The following is a 13,962-nucleotide window of genomic DNA, read 5'->3' as shown; positions in this document are numbered from 1 at the left end:
GAACTCAGGCTAGCGAAAAGCTGGTGCCGCAGCCACAGGACGAGGCCGCATTGGGGTTCGTGACCGTGAAATGGGCGCCCATCAGCTTGTCCACGAATTCCAATTCCGCGTTTTCCAGCAGGTCGAGGCTGGTCGTATCCACGAACACGCGTGCGCCGTCCCGTTCGATGACGACATCATCCGCGGCCTGATCGCGTTCCAGCTTGAACTGATACTGAAACCCGTTGCAGCCTCCGGCCAGCACCGCAACGCGCAGCGCGAGCCCCTCAGGTTCGGGTTGCGCTGCAATGATCTCCCTGATGCGGGCGGCCGCACTGGCGGAAACACTGAAAGGCACGGTGTCGGACATGGGTTCTGGTTCCCGGACTTTTCTGAAAAGACAACTGCGGTCCTGATTATATGGCCAGAGCGCCCCCCAGAGCAAAGGGGAAGGGCAGAGGGACCACGCTTGCACCGGCACGATGCTGGCGTAGAATGCCCCCGTAAGCCGCCCGAAACGGCGCTCTCCCGGCCCGACGGCTCACGCAGGACATGTCTTGATGGTAGCGATCTACGCGGTACAGGATTCCGGCTCCCCTACGGATTTCAGAGGCCGACTCTACCCTGAAGTGGAAAGCCCAGTCCGCTCGCCCTGGCAGCGGGACCGGGACCGTGTGCTGCATTCCGCAGGCTTTCGGACCCTGCAATACAAGACGCAGGTCTTCATCAATCACGAAGGCGATTTTTTCCGCACGCGCCTGACACACTCGCTCGAAGTCGCGCAGATCGCCCGTTCCATCGCCCGTAATCTGGACCTTAACGAGGATCTGACCGAAACCGTGGCGCTTGCCCACGATCTCGGCCACACACCGTTCGGCCATGCCGGGGAAGACGCCCTCGCACTCGCGATGAAGGACTGGGGCGGTTTCGATCACAACACCCAGTCCCTGCGCCTCGTGACCGCGCTTGAAGCCCGGTACCACGCTTTTGATGGCCTGAACCTGACATGGGAAGCGCTGGAGGGGCTGGCCAAGCATAATGGCCCGGTCAAACGTCCGACGCCCTATTTCGCGGAATACGACGCGAAACATCATCTGGATCTGCAAAGCTATGCGTCCGCAGAAGCGCAAGTGGCCGCCATGTCGGATGATATTGCTTATCACGGCCACGATCTTGATGACGGTCTGCGGGCCGGGCTGCTGTCTTTTGAAGATATCGAAGACCTGCCTCTCGTCGGAGACGCCCTGCGCCGGTCGCGCGAGATGGAACGCCTGATCGGGCGTGAGGCGTCCGATCAGGCGCAGCGCGTGCGTCACGAAACCATCCGCGTCGTGATTAACCAGCTCGCCACGGACCTCACGGACCAGACGCGTCGCAACCTCGAAGCGCTTAACCCGCAGTCCGCTGACGACATCCGCCATGCCGGATATCCTGTCGTGGCGTTCAGCCCGGACATGCGGGAAGCCAACAAGGCCATCCGCAAGTTCCTCTATGCCCGCATGTACCGCCACTGGCGCGTCAACCGCATGGCGCGGAAAGCCAAGATCGCCGTGCGCGAAATTTTTGAGATCCTGTCCGAAGATCCCGGCCTTCTGCCCGATCCGCTACGGGGGCGGGCGAAAGCCGCCGATGACGTGCAGCGCAGGCGTCTGGTGGCCGATTATATTGCCGGAATGACCGATCGTTTCGCGATGGAAGAACATCGACGGTTGACGGACCTCTCCGTGCTGGGCTGATAGAGCCTCTGATTTAAAGACGCGTTACAGGAATCGAGCTGAAATGGCCGCTGACACCACGACCCTTACGACTGACTGTCTCTTTGCCCGCACCCGGGTTCAGGTGTGCGAGGCTCTGCGATCGGTCGTCCCCGGCCTGCCGGAAGAGGTGGTGCAGCGCGTCGACCTGACCCCCACGCGTGACCCGTCTCACGGCGATATGGCGACGAATGCCGCGATGCTGGCCGCCAAGCCTGCGCGCCGCAAACCCGCCGATATTGCCGCCGAACTGGTCGCGAAACTCTCCGAGCTGCCGGGGGTCGCGAAGGCCGAAGCCGCCGGTCCGGGCTTTGTGAACCTGACACTCAAGCCCGAAGTCCTGCAGGGCGTGGCTGTTTCCGTTCTCAAGGCGGGCGACCGCTACGGCCGCTCCACGATGGGGCAGGGAACGCGCGTGAACGTGGAATACGTCTCCGCCAACCCGACCGGCCCGATGCATGTCGGTCATTGCCGTGGTGCGGTGGTGGGTGATGCGCTGGCCAACCTGCTCGAAGCCTCAGGCAGCCCGGTGACGCGCGAATACTATATTAACGATGCCGGAACTCAGGTTGTCGCCCTGACCTGGGCCACATACTGGCGCTATCTTCAGGCCATCGGCACGGATATTCCGGCGGACGAATTCGGTGCCCTGACACCGAATGGCCTGCAATATCAGGGCGAGTACCTGATCCCCGTCGCGCAAAGCATTGCTGAAAAGCACGGACGTTCGCTCGCCAATGCCGAAGGTGGCCCGGCAGATCCGTCCGTCTGGTTCGAGACTGTGCGTCGTGAAGCGCTGACGCAGATGATGGCTGCCATCCGCGAGGATCTGGAAGCGCTCGGCATTTCGCATGAAGTCTTCGCCAGCGAAGCTGAAACGCTGGCCAGTGGTCGTGTCGACGCCGCGATCGCCAAGCTCGACAGCAAAGGCCTGCTCTATGAGGGCGTGCTGGAGCCGCCGAAGGGCAAGATGCCGGAAGACTGGGAAGCCCGTCCGCAGACGCTCTTCCGCTCCACGGAGTTCGGCGACGATCAGGACCGTGCGCTCCGCAAATCCGACGGCACCAACACCTACTTCGCCAATGATATCGGCTATCATGCCCAGAAAGCTGAAAATGCTGACGTCCTGATCGACGTCCTCGGCGCTGATCATGGCGGTTACGTCTCGCGGATGCGGGCCGCCATTTCCGCTCTGACGGATGGCAAGACCGGCTTTGAAGTCGTGATGTGCCAGATCGTTCGCGTCGTGAAAAACGGTGAACCGGTGAAGATGTCCAAGCGTGCTGGCACGTTTGTGACCCTGCGCGACCTTCTGGACGAAGTGGGCAAGGATGCCGTGCGCTTCACGATGCTGACCCGCAAGGCCGACGCGCAGATGGAGTTCGATCTGGACGCCGTCGTCGCCCAGACGCGCGACAATCCGGTGTTCTACGTCCAATATGCCCACGCCCGTTGCCGCTCGGTCTTACGCTCGGCAGAGACGATGTTCGGTACGGAGTCCGTGACGCCGGAAGCCCTATGCGGTGCTGACCTGACCAACCTGTCTTCGGACGTCGAACTGGCCGTTCTGCGCCGTCTGGCCGCGTTCCCCCGCAGTGTGGAAGCCGCGGCTACGGCGCGTGAACCGCACCGGATCGCGACCTATTGCATTGATCTGGCGTCTGACTTCCACGCCCTGTGGAACCGGGGCCGCGAAGACACCACCCTGCGCTTCCTGCACGAGAACGATCGCGAAACCAGCCTCGCCAAGCTGGCGCTTGTTTCGGCCATTGCGGGAACGCTGCGTTGTGCCCTCACCATTCTCGGCGTCGTGCCGGTGGAGGAAATGCGATGAGCCCGGAAAACGATCAGGGACGCGGAAACGCCGATCCCGGCGATTATGGCCGCTCTCCGAAACAGTCTTCCGGTCCGGCACCGGGCCCACGTCCGCAGCAGCGTTTTGATCGTGAGCGCCTGAGTAACGACTATGACGACGAACCCGCTCCGCGCCGTCGCCCGCCGACAGGAGCGAATACTGCCGGGGCAGGGCGCCTGACATCCCTGCTGGGCAATGATCCTGCAACGCGCAAGCTGGTCGGCGGCGCGGTGGGTATCGGCGTTGTGCTGATGCTGGCGGTCGGCGGCTGGTCGCTTATGGGAACCCATCACGGCGGCATTCCCATTATCGGACCGCCTCCCGGCCCCGTGAAGGACCGCCCCGCCGATCCGGGTGGCATGCAGATCATGAGCGGTGATGGCGGCGAAACCGACATGACTGGCAATGGCGAGGCGCATCTCGCGCCCGGCCCCGAACAGCCCGACACGAAGGCGCTGGCCCGTCAGTACGGCGTGCCTCCCGGAACGCCGGCGCAGGACCCTGCAAAGACGGATACAAAGCAGGACGCAGCTGCGGGAAATGCTTCTGCCCCGACCGCTCCTGCGAACAACCCTGACGCAAGCGCATCTGCCGCCCCCGAACAGCCTCAGCCCGCAGCACCGCCTGCGACGACGCCGGAGAAGCCGCAGGTTCAGCCTGCTGCCCCGACGGATACTGCTGCCAATACCCCGGCTGAAGCTCCAAAAGAGGTACCGAAAAAAGAAGAAGCGCCCGTTCATCACGCGGCCCGCCCAATTGAAAAGCCGCTTCCCGCTCCTGTGCCGGAACCCGAGAGTGTCGCACCGCCAAAGGCTGCTGCTCCCGAAAAAACGGCTTCCAAGGCGGATGCCCCGTCCGGTTCGCATGAAGTGCAGCTCGGTGCGCTCGACAGTGAGGCCGCAGCCCGCAAGGAGTGGGACAGTCTGCGCCATCAGGCTCCGGCCCTGCTCGCCGGGCATACGCCGCTGTTCGAGAAGACCACGCGCGGCGACCACACGTTCGTGCGTCTGCGGATCGGTGGATTTGCGGATCTGAAAGCTGCGCGGGCTTACTGTGTGAAGCTGCACGCGCAGTCCGTCGCCTGTACGCCAGCCCAGTTCTGAGCGCTGGCGTTTGAGCGAGACACTGCATCTGACGCTTGACGGGTTTGAGGGGCCGCTCGATCTGCTCCTCGACCTTGCCCGCAAACAGAAGGTGGATCTGGCGAAAATCTCCATCCTGCAACTGGTGGAGCAGTATCTGGCCGTCGTGGACAAGGCCCGTGCGGAAGCGCGGAGCCTGCGGCTGGAACTTGCGGCGGATTGGCTCGTCATGGCGGCTTGGCTCGCCTGGCTGAAATCCAAACTGCTGCTTCCCGCCGAAAATGAAGACCCGGACGCCGAGGACGCGATCGAACTTCTTCAGGAACGTCTGATCGAACTCGAACGGATGCGTGCCGCCGCCCAGTGGCTGGGCGCACAGCCCCGTCTGGGTCTGGACGTATTCCGGCGCGGGCAGGGCGAGGACCATACCGAAATTGACCGCTCGGGCCTGCGTGTGGAGATGCCCGCGCTCATTACGGCCTATCTGTCCGCCCGGCGCAGAACAGGCCGCCGCACGGTCTATGCCCCACGTGCCCGTCGCTACTGGAGCGTGCAGGACGCGCTCTCCCGCCTCAAACGCCTTCTCGGAACCGACAGCGTGGTCGGCTGGCACACCCTGACCTCCCTCCTGCCGGACCCGGACGAATTGGCTGGCGAAGAAGGCCCTTACGGACGCAACGCAGCACTGGCAGGGACGCTCCTCGCGGGGCTGGAGATGGCGAAGGGCGGGGCGCTGGAACTGCGTCAGCCCGAGGCTTTCGGTCTCATCGAATGGCGTCCCGCATCATGACCGACTCCGAAATGCTCGATCGGGCCTGCCACTTGGTGGAGGCACTGGTTTTCGCCAGTCCTGAGCCCATTAAACCGTCTGCAATCGCAGAACTTCTGAAAACCCAGTCTATCGCCATTTCGACGGATGAGGCTGTGGAGGCCGTCCGCGCACTCTATGCCGATCATGCCATCGAAATGGTGCTGGTTGCGGGTGGCTGGCAGTTTCGCACCCGTCCCGAATACGCTTCGGCTTTGACAAAAGTCGTGGAAAAGCCGCGTCGCCTGAGCCGGGGGGCGATGGAAACCCTGGCAATCGTGGCCTATCACCAGCCTTGCACCCGCGCTGAAATCGAGGCCATTCGAGGCGTTTCGCTCGGACAGGCCGTGCTCGACGCCCTGCTGGAAGACAGCTTGATTGCGCCCAAAGGCCGCAAGGAGGTGCCCGGTCGCCCTGTTCTGTGGGGCACCACGGCTCATTTTCTGGAAAGTTTTGCCCTCCCGGATCTTGCCGCTCTGCCGCGCAGGGAAGATTTCCTGCTGGACCGGGCCTCCACAGAAGCGGAAGACGATGCCCCGGACGGTTCTGCCGTAGGCGGAACGGAGCAGACAGGCTAGGAATGTCGCATGTTTGACTTCAGTTTCTCGGAAATCGCGCTGTTCGTGATGGTGGCGATGGTGTTCATCCGCCCGAAGGACCTGCCGGTTGCCATTCGCACCCTGTCCAACGGGCTGAAGGCGATGCGGCGCATGGCTTCGGAGTTTCAGTCCCATGTGGACGAAATGGTCCGTGAGGCCGATCTGTCCGAGGCGCGGGACCAGTTCCGGGATCTGAAGAGTTTTAACCTTCGCGACCGCGTCACGAAAGCCATCGACGGCGACAACTCCATCCGCCGCAGTCTGGAACTGGATGCGCCGACGAAAGCGTCTGCCGCCGCGCTGCCAAAGGTTCCGCCCGCCCCGCCGCTTCCGCCGCCTTCCCTGACCGATCTGGAAACGGTGCCCTACAATGCCCGTCCACAGTTCGAGCCAGCCGTGGACCTGCCCGCGCAAGAGGAACCGGACGTCAACGAAGATGTCGCGGGCGCTCCGTCCATTCTTCCGCCCAGCACGGCACGACGGCTTCAGCATGAGCGCTCCCGCTGGCGCGCGCCCGATATCCTGCCGCCCGTCCGGGCCATCCATGCCGGTCGGCGTATCCCCATCGCGAGCGGAAAGGACGGCGAATGACCGACACCGACAGCATCAATGACACGCCGATGCCGCTCCTCGAACATCTCGTGGAACTGCGCAAACGGCTGATCTGGTCGATCGTGACCTTCGTGATCGCCTTTGCCATCTGCTATCATTTTTCGGGCGAGATTTACCGCTTTCTGGCGGCCCCGCTCGGCAACATCATGCGCAAAAACGGCGAACAGCCGCACCTGATTTACACTGCGCTGTATGAGGCTTTCTTTACCTATATCCGCGTGGCCGTGTTCGGCGCGACCTGCCTCTCTTTTCCCATGATCGCCATTCAGGCGTGGATCTTCATCGCGCCCGGCCTGTATCGCAGCGAGAAACGTGCCTTCGCGCCCTTCCTGATCGCCACGCCCATCATGTTCCTGATTGGCGCTGCACTGGCCTATTACGTCGTGTTTCCTTACGCGTGGCAGTTCTTCCTGTCCTTTCAGACGCCACAGAACACTGATGGCGGCATGCAGATCGAGCTTCAGGCCAAGGTCTCGGAATATCTGACGCTGGTGACGAAAATGATCCTGGCGTTTGGGGTCTGTTTTGAGTTGCCCGTCATCCTGACGCTGCTGGTCCGTGTGGGGCTGCTGAGCGTGGCGCAGCTCAAGCGTTTCCGCCGTTATGCCGTCGTTGCGTCCTTTGCGGTTGCGGCCGTCATTGCGCCGCCGGATGCGATTACGATGCTGAGCCTCGCCATTCCCCTCGTCGCACTGTACGAGGTATCCATTCTGACGGCCCGGTTCGTGGAACCGAAACCGATGGCCGCCAACGAAGACTGATGACACCTGCCGGAGCCCTGAACCATGCATGACCTGAAAGCCCTGCGCGCCGACCCGGCCGCTTTTGACGCTGCTCTCGCACGTCGGGGCCTGTCACCCGTGGGACAGCAACTCGTCAGCGAAGACGAAGAGCGCCGGGCTGCTCTGGTCGCGCTTCAGGAAGCGCAGGCCGCCCGCAAGACGATTGCCAAGGAAATTGGCCTGCTCAAGCGCCAGAACCTTGATACCGCCGAAATCGAGGCAAAGGCCGTCGCGCTGCGTGACCAGATCGCGGGGCTTGAAGATCGTGCGAATACGATCCAGACCCGCATCGACGATGTGCTGAAAGCCCTGCCAAACCGTCTGGATGCCTCCGTCCCGGACGGCAGAAGCGAAGACGACAACGTCGTTGTTCATGTCCGTGGTGAAAAGCGTGAACTGACCTTCGAACCGAAACAGCATTTTGAGCTTGGCGAAGCGCTGGGCCAGATGGACTTCCCGACCGCTGCCAAACTGTCCGGCACGCGTTTCGTGGTTCTGCGCGGCGCACTCGCCCGTCTGGAGCGCGCTTTGGGCCAGTTCATGCTCGACACCCACACGTCCGAGTTCGGCTACAGCGAAACCAGCGTGCCGCTTCTGGTCAATGACGACGCGATGTATGGCACCGACAAGCTGCCCAAATTCGCCGAGGATTCGTTCCGCACCGAAGACGGTCGCTGGCTGATCCCGACTGCCGAAGTCCCGCTCACAGCGTCCGTCATGGGGGACATTCTCCCCGCCGATGCCCTGCCGATCCGCATGACCGCTCTCTCGCAGTGTTTTCGGTCCGAAGCCGGTTCCGCCGGGCGTGATGTGCGTGGGATGCTGCGTCAGCATCAGTTCACCAAGTGCGAACTGGTGTCGGTCGTGCGTCCCGAAGACAGCGAGGCCGAGCACGAGCGCATGACTCAGGCCGCCGAGACGGTTCTGGAGCGCCTGGGCATCACCTTCCGTCGGATGCTGCTCTGCGCGGGCGATACGGGGTTTGGTGCTGCCAAGACGTTCGATCTGGAAGCCTGGCTGCCGGGCCAGAAGGCGTGGCGCGAAATTTCCTCGTGCTCCAACACGCGCGATTTTCAGGCACGCCGCATGAATGCGCGCTATCGTGCAGAAAACGGACCGGCCTTCGTCAACACGCTTAACGGCTCCGGTCTTGCTGTCGGCCGGACGATGATCGCGGTCATGGAGACCTATCAGAACGAAGACGGCAGCATCGATATCCCCGAGGTTCTGCGTCCTTACATGGGCGGGCTGAACCGCATCGGCTGAGGACTCTGACGCATGATGATCACGCTCCGCTGTTTTGCCCTGAACCTGCTGGTGGCAGGCTCTTTCCTGTCTACTGCACCGGTTTATGCGGCCAGCCAGATGGCGAGTCAGGCGGCCACCATGCACACGCTGCAGGGTCAGGCTCTGTATCGTGAGCGCATGGCCCTGCCATCGGGTGCCGTTCTGAGCGTCTGGATCGAGGATACGGGAGCCACGCATGGTGCCCCGCTCGTTATGGCTGAGCAGCGCGCGGAGATCCATCATGGCGTGCCCATTCCCTATACGCTGACCTACCCCACGCTGCCGCCGGGCGGTCATTATGTGCTGAACGCGGAAATTACGGTCGAGGGGCAGCGACTGTTCGCCACACCCGACGGAGGCACGCCGCTCGATCACCCACAGCTTCTGCTGCGGCGTGTCGCGGAAACGACCGTTCGCGCACCGTACGGAACATGGCGAATCCAGAGTGTCGGCGATCTGAACATTCCCAATACCCCCGAAGCGCCGGGTCTGACCCTGCAACAGGATGGCACGGTCTACGGAACGGATGGCTGCAACCGTCTGATGGGCCATTTCCGGCTTAAAGCGCAGATGCTTCAGTTCCAGCCAATGGCCACGACACGCAAAGCCTGCCTTCCGCCGCTGATGGCTCAGGAACAGAAGATCGGCGCCTTCTTCCCGACCGTGACGTCATGGTCCCGGGACGGCGAAAACCATCTTATTCTGTATGGAAATACGACGTCCGGCACGATGGTGCTTGTGCCGCAGGATGCCCAGTAGAAATTCGCTAAAAGACGGATTTTCAGGAAACTTTTCGTCCTCCGCGTTTTTTGAAAGGGCAGGGGGGTATCCTCCCTCTTTCCTTGAAAAGCGAAATAGGACTAATCTAATCCGGCTACCGCTATCTTCCAAATGGATCGAGCAGACAGAGCTTTTCGCTGATGACGCGAAAACTCTGACAGGCGGAAAATTTCTGTCGCAGAACGGGCGCAGGATGGATCGCGCCGCTGTCATCAGTCTGGAGGTTTAGACATGAAAACGGCACTTCAGCTCGGTCTCGGGCAGAAATGGACGTCTTATTCCGCATCTGACCGGACAGTGCGCGAAGTGCGCGAAATTGTGACGCTTGCCGCGGGGCGCGTCTGCTTCAGAACAGAAGGAAAGTCGCTTGTTCCGACGCAGACTTCCGAAGCGGCATACAAGGCATGGATTAGAGAAACGGAGGCCGTATTGACCAAAGATGCCATTCCACAAGCACAGCTTTCCCCCGGGCTAGAGCTTGGGCGTCGTATTCGGCTTTTGCGGGAAATGGCCGGGCTGAGCCAGAACCAGCTGGCTGAAAAAGTCGGGATTTCGCGCTCGGCCGTGGCTTTTTGGGAAACAGGCCGCTCAGGCCATGTGGGAAAGCATCTGGGCGGTTTGGCCGAGGTTCTGGGCGTGGAACCCGAAGTTCTGCTGACGGGCATGGCCTACAAGGCGATTCAGGCCACCCTGACGCCAGATGAAGACACGATGCTTGCCCTCTACCGGCAGCTTGATCCGCTCATCAAGCTACAGGCCCAGAAATGGATCGAGCGGCGCGTGCGTCACAGCGAAGGCCAGAGCGCAAAAACTCCCCGCCCGCCCAAGTCGGCCTGAGCGAAAACGGCCTGACTTTCGCCAGGCCAGTGCCCTCTTAAGAGGGCCGTCTGCGCGTACTGCCGGGACGCTTGCCGCCTTTCGCAGGGAACGTCCGGCCTCCCGAGTGGGACCCCGGCTTTTTCGAACCCGAAAAAGAGCTTCTGTCTCCAGACTTCCCGCCGCCGCGCCCCGGACGCCCTCCGATACGCTGCTGCTTCTGGCTCTCGCGCATCCGGCTCTGGGTCCGCAGAACCTGTTCGATCCAGTCATTGAGAATGGACGTGTTGATTTCCGCGTCCTGACGGGCGGGATAAGCGTCCGGGAAGCGCAAAGCGAGCCAGCGCCAAGCCACCAGCCGTTTGTGCCGCTTCTCGGCTCGCTCCAGTTCCTCACGTCCCGCCTGTTCTGGATGCGGCAGCCGCCCTGTACCTGGCGGTGGCACCGGGCGTCCGGCTGCATGGTCCGCAGCCCACTGGACAAGGCGCTGGATCCCGTTGTCCCGCTCATCGATCGGGCACATGGCGTAGGTCCAGCGGGTCGAGAGATCGAGGTTTTCCACGCCCTCCAGAGCGGCCGCAATTTCGAGAGCCTGCTCCATGTCGGCGAGACGATAGTTCGGGTCATCCGCACGCAGAACGGCATGTTTGATGCGTGTCAGAACGCCATAAAGACTGTCGCTGGCAATTTCTTCGGCCACGGCGCGGACGATATCCGAATCCGGCTGAACCAGTGGGCGGAGTTCCGTCACGACTTCAGGTGGTGCACTCAGCATCTTCTTGACGAAGGTCGGGCTGCCCGCTCCGGCCAGCACACACACTAGTCCGTTTTCATGCTTGCCGTAACGCCCGGCCCGCCCGCCGATCTGTTTGACTTCCTGCGAGACCAGATCGCGCGTCTGACGTCCGTCGAATTTGCGCAATGCACTGAACACGACCCGGCGGATGGACAGATTCAGCCCCATACCGATCGCATCCGTCGCAATGAGGATATCGGCCTCGCCATTGTTGAAGCGGGCTGCTTCCGCACGCCGGACTTCCGGGCTCAGAGCGCCATACACCACGGCTACGCGACGCCCGCGCGCCATGAGCTCGGCGCGCAGATCCAGCACTTCGCGGCGCGAAAAGGCGATGACGGCGTCGCTGGGCTTCAGTTCATCGAGATGCAGCGTCTCACCCGCTTTGAGCGGGCTTTTACGCTCGAGATGGATCTCATCCACCGGGTCATCGCAAAGCTCGGCGATGCGCTTGACCAGAGGAATGCAGTCCGGCGCGCCAAGGATGAAGACATGCCGTGCCGGAACACCCATGATGGCAGCCGTCCAGGCGGCCCCACGGTCCGGATCGGCGAGCATCTGGGCTTCATCGATGATCGCCACATCCACCGGATTGTGGAACGGACACATCTCGACCGTCGCCGCCAGATGGCGTGCGCCCGGCATTTCAATCCGCTCCTCGCCCGTGGACAGGGATGCCGGAACGCCGCGCGAAAGCAGGGACTCACGGAATTCATGGGCCAGAAGGCGCAGGGGCGCGAGCGCTAGGCCGCTCTCGGCATTCGCTAGCGCATTGAGCGCTGTGTAGGACTTGCCGGAGTTCGTCGGCCCGGTCACGAGCGTGATGCGCCGTTTCAGCGCACGCGCGGTGCGGAAATGAGCCGCGAACCGGTCCAGCGCCGCGACACGGGCAATGGCCGCATTGCCCGCCTTGTTGCCCAGATCCAGAACTTCCGGCCGGTCTTTCGTCCCGCTGCGCCACTGCGGGAGGAAGGTCCGAAGCCGTTTGAGTTCTATGGGATCGAAAAAGAACAGCTCGATTCCGTCCGGTCGCGTTTCGCGGCGCGCAACGGGAATCCGGTTTTCCGCAACCCAGCGCAGGGCCTCGCGGCGGGAGCAGTGCAGAACGCCGGGCAGGTCGTCGAAGCTGACGAGTCCCTCTTCCCATTGCCGCAGGCGTTCCAGTTCGCGTGCCCTGCGTTCTTCGGCGCGTGCCTGAATATCGGCCTGTTCACGGGCGCGGCGTTCTTCGGCAATCCGCAGATCGTCCTCAAAGCCCAGATCGACGCTGCCGAAGGCGCTTGCAATGCTCTGTGAGAGCTTTTCAAGCTGACCACTCGACAGGATTAGCCCGGTATCGGCCAGATCGGCGCGGACATCTTCCAGAACGGCGCGCGGAGAATCGCCCATCTCCTGCCAGCGCATCATCAGGACATCGTTCAGTGTCTGGCGCAGGGCAGGCATGTCGGCGCGCGGGTCATGGGTGCGGGCCGCCGCATCCTGCGTGTCGGCTTTGCCGACCCAGACTTCACCGGCCCTGCGGCACAGATTCATGAGCTGGGACGCCCATGTCTTGCGGCGCACAAAGCACAGCGCCTCGATCAACCCGTCATGGGACAGGCTTGCCTCCGGGCCTTCAAGCCTGCGCGCGACCTGACGCAGCAGGGCAGGGCGTTCGCGCGATGTAATTTCGAGCGGGCTTCCGAAGTCAGCCTCGGCCCGCGCAAGGGCACGTTCGGCCGGAGAGAGTGTGTCGGAAAGAGGGGCGTCCGGCATGGAGTCGTCTGTCATAAGAGTCTTGTGCGTCATTCCGGCATGCGCTTCAACGCACATGGGTTTCCCGAGCGGTGACGATTGGGCTAAAAGACCCGACCCTTATCAGGTCCGAGACCTGTTATCCGTTCCGCATCGGAGACAGAACCAGACATGTCTAACCCGACTTTTGCCGCCCCCACGCCCGAGATCGACGAGCCCCTGACCGGCCTTGTGCCGTTTGAAGGCCATCCGAAGCAGTATCGTCTTGCCGAGCCGAGCAAGGAATATGCGCATCTGTATCCGGCCAAGGTGCTGACGGTCCATCACTGGACGGACCGCCTGTTCAGCTTCACCACGACGCGTGACCCCGGTCTGCGTTTCGAGAACGGCCAGTTCGCGATGATCGGCATCGAAGTCGAGGGCAAGCCGCTCCTGCGCGCCTATTCGATCGCGTCCGCCAATTACGAAGACAACATGGAGTTCCTCTCCATCGCTGTCCCTGATGGTCCGCTGACCTCGCGTCTGCGCCATGTGAAGGTTGGTGATACGGTTCTGATCGGCCGCAAGCCGGTTGGCACGCTGCTGCTCGATAACCTCAAGCCGGGCCGCAACCTGTATTTCCTGTCCACGGGAACGGGTCTGGCGCCGTTCATGAGCCTCATCAAGGACCCTGAAGCCTATGAGCGCTATGAGAATGTGATCCTCAGCCACACCGTCCGCATTTCGGGCGAGCTGGCCTACGAGAACCACATCCGCCACGAACTGCCGCAGCATGAGTTCCTCGGTGAGTTCGTTGCCGGCAAGCTGCGCTACTACCCGGCTGTGACCCGCGAAGATTATGCCGTGACCGATCGCATCACCAAGCTGATCGAAACGGGCAAGATCTTCGAAGATCTGGGCATCGACAAGCTGGACCCCGAGCATGACCGCGTCATGATCTGCGGTTCGCCGGAAATGCTGGCCGACACCGAAGCCCTGCTGGAGCGTATGGGCTTTGAGGAAGGCAATATGAGCCATCAGGGCTCGTATGTCGTCGAGAAGGCCTTCGCCGAGCGCTGAGGTTTCAAACAGGGTACGA

Annotated in this window: 13 protein-coding genes; 11 read left to right on the top strand and 2 right to left on the bottom strand. The window is 62.3% G+C overall.

All coding sequences use genetic code 11. The features are described 5' to 3' along the window. Positions 1–4: 4 nt before the first annotated feature. Positions 5–349, bottom strand: a complete 345-nt coding sequence (locus JK213_RS01875) for an iron-sulfur cluster assembly accessory protein (RefSeq protein ID WP_194261616.1) — start codon at positions 347–349, stop codon at positions 5–7. Positions 350–539: 190 nt separating this feature from the next. On the opposite strand from JK213_RS01875, the gene JK213_RS01870 reads away from it, so the two are divergent. From JK213_RS01870 to JK213_RS01825, 10 genes are all read left to right on the top strand, one after another. Beyond that, a complete protein-coding gene (locus JK213_RS01870; RefSeq protein WP_194254302.1) occupies positions 540–1,715 on the top strand; it encodes a deoxyguanosinetriphosphate triphosphohydrolase in 1,176 nt (391 codons plus the stop codon). A 43-nt stretch (positions 1,716–1,758) separates the two neighbouring features. After that, the gene (argS, locus tag JK213_RS01865) at positions 1,759–3,567 is read left to right on the top strand and encodes an arginine--tRNA ligase (protein WP_194261615.1); all 1,809 of its coding nucleotides are present in this window, start codon (positions 1,759–1,761) and stop codon (positions 3,565–3,567) included. Then, positions 3,564–4,691 carry an SPOR domain-containing protein gene (locus tag JK213_RS01860; protein ID WP_194261614.1) on the top strand — a complete coding sequence of 376 codons (1,128 nt, stop codon included), beginning with the start codon at positions 3,564–3,566 and terminating at the stop codon, positions 4,689–4,691. Before argS ends, JK213_RS01860 begins: the two co-directional genes overlap by 4 nt. Positions 4,692–4,701: 10 nt before the next feature. After that, positions 4,702–5,460: a ScpA family protein gene (locus tag JK213_RS01855; RefSeq protein ID WP_194261613.1), complete on the top strand. Its 759-nt coding sequence runs from the start codon at positions 4,702–4,704 to the stop codon at positions 5,458–5,460. Further along, positions 5,442–6,056 carry an SMC-Scp complex subunit ScpB gene (gene scpB / locus JK213_RS01850; RefSeq protein ID WP_194261612.1) on the top strand — a complete coding sequence of 205 codons (615 nt, stop codon included), beginning with the start codon at positions 5,442–5,444 and terminating at the stop codon, positions 6,054–6,056. Before JK213_RS01855 ends, scpB begins: the two co-directional genes overlap by 19 nt. A 9-nt stretch (positions 6,057–6,065) precedes the next feature. Beyond that, positions 6,066–6,668 carry a Sec-independent protein translocase protein TatB gene (tatB, locus tag JK213_RS01845; RefSeq protein WP_194261611.1) on the top strand — a complete coding sequence of 201 codons (603 nt, stop codon included), beginning with the start codon at positions 6,066–6,068 and terminating at the stop codon, positions 6,666–6,668. Further along, the gene (gene tatC / locus JK213_RS01840; RefSeq protein WP_194261610.1) at positions 6,665–7,450 is read left to right on the top strand and encodes a twin-arginine translocase subunit TatC; all 786 of its coding nucleotides are present in this window, start codon (positions 6,665–6,667) and stop codon (positions 7,448–7,450) included. The genes tatB and tatC overlap by 4 nt, the downstream gene beginning before the upstream one ends. A gap of 24 nt (positions 7,451–7,474) precedes the next feature. Beyond that, positions 7,475–8,737: a serine--tRNA ligase gene (gene serS / locus JK213_RS01835; protein WP_194261609.1), complete on the top strand. Its 1,263-nt coding sequence runs from the start codon at positions 7,475–7,477 to the stop codon at positions 8,735–8,737. A 12-nt stretch (positions 8,738–8,749) separates the two neighbouring features. Continuing rightward, positions 8,750–9,517, top strand: a complete 768-nt coding sequence (locus JK213_RS01830; RefSeq protein ID WP_194261608.1) for an META domain-containing protein — start codon at positions 8,750–8,752, stop codon at positions 9,515–9,517. A gap of 252 nt (positions 9,518–9,769) precedes the next feature. Further along, complete coding sequence (locus JK213_RS01825; RefSeq protein WP_194261607.1) at positions 9,770–10,375, top strand: helix-turn-helix domain-containing protein; 606 nt, start codon at positions 9,770–9,772, stop codon at positions 10,373–10,375. Positions 10,376–10,412: 37 nt separating this feature from the next. Here the strand turns inward: JK213_RS01825 and JK213_RS01820 are convergent, their stop codons facing one another. Beyond that, on the bottom strand, positions 10,413–12,920 hold the full coding sequence (locus tag JK213_RS01820) for a helicase-related protein (RefSeq protein ID WP_194261606.1): 2,508 nt from the start codon (positions 12,918–12,920) through the stop codon (positions 10,413–10,415). 135 nt (positions 12,921–13,055) lie between these two features. Here JK213_RS01820 and JK213_RS01815 point away from each other — a divergent pair, with 135 nt between their 5' ends. Then, entirely contained in the window at positions 13,056–13,943 is an 888-nt protein-coding gene (locus JK213_RS01815) for a ferredoxin--NADP reductase (RefSeq protein ID WP_099285400.1), read from the top strand. The last annotated feature ends 19 nt before the right edge of the window (positions 13,944–13,962 follow it).

This window comes from Gluconobacter sp. Dm-44, assembly GCF_018256175.1.
In the GTDB taxonomy this organism is placed as follows: Bacteria; Pseudomonadota; Alphaproteobacteria; order Acetobacterales; family Acetobacteraceae; genus Gluconobacter; species Gluconobacter cadivus.
Note: the sequence above shows the minus strand (reverse complement) of the source record. Positions and strands in the feature narration are given on the sequence as shown.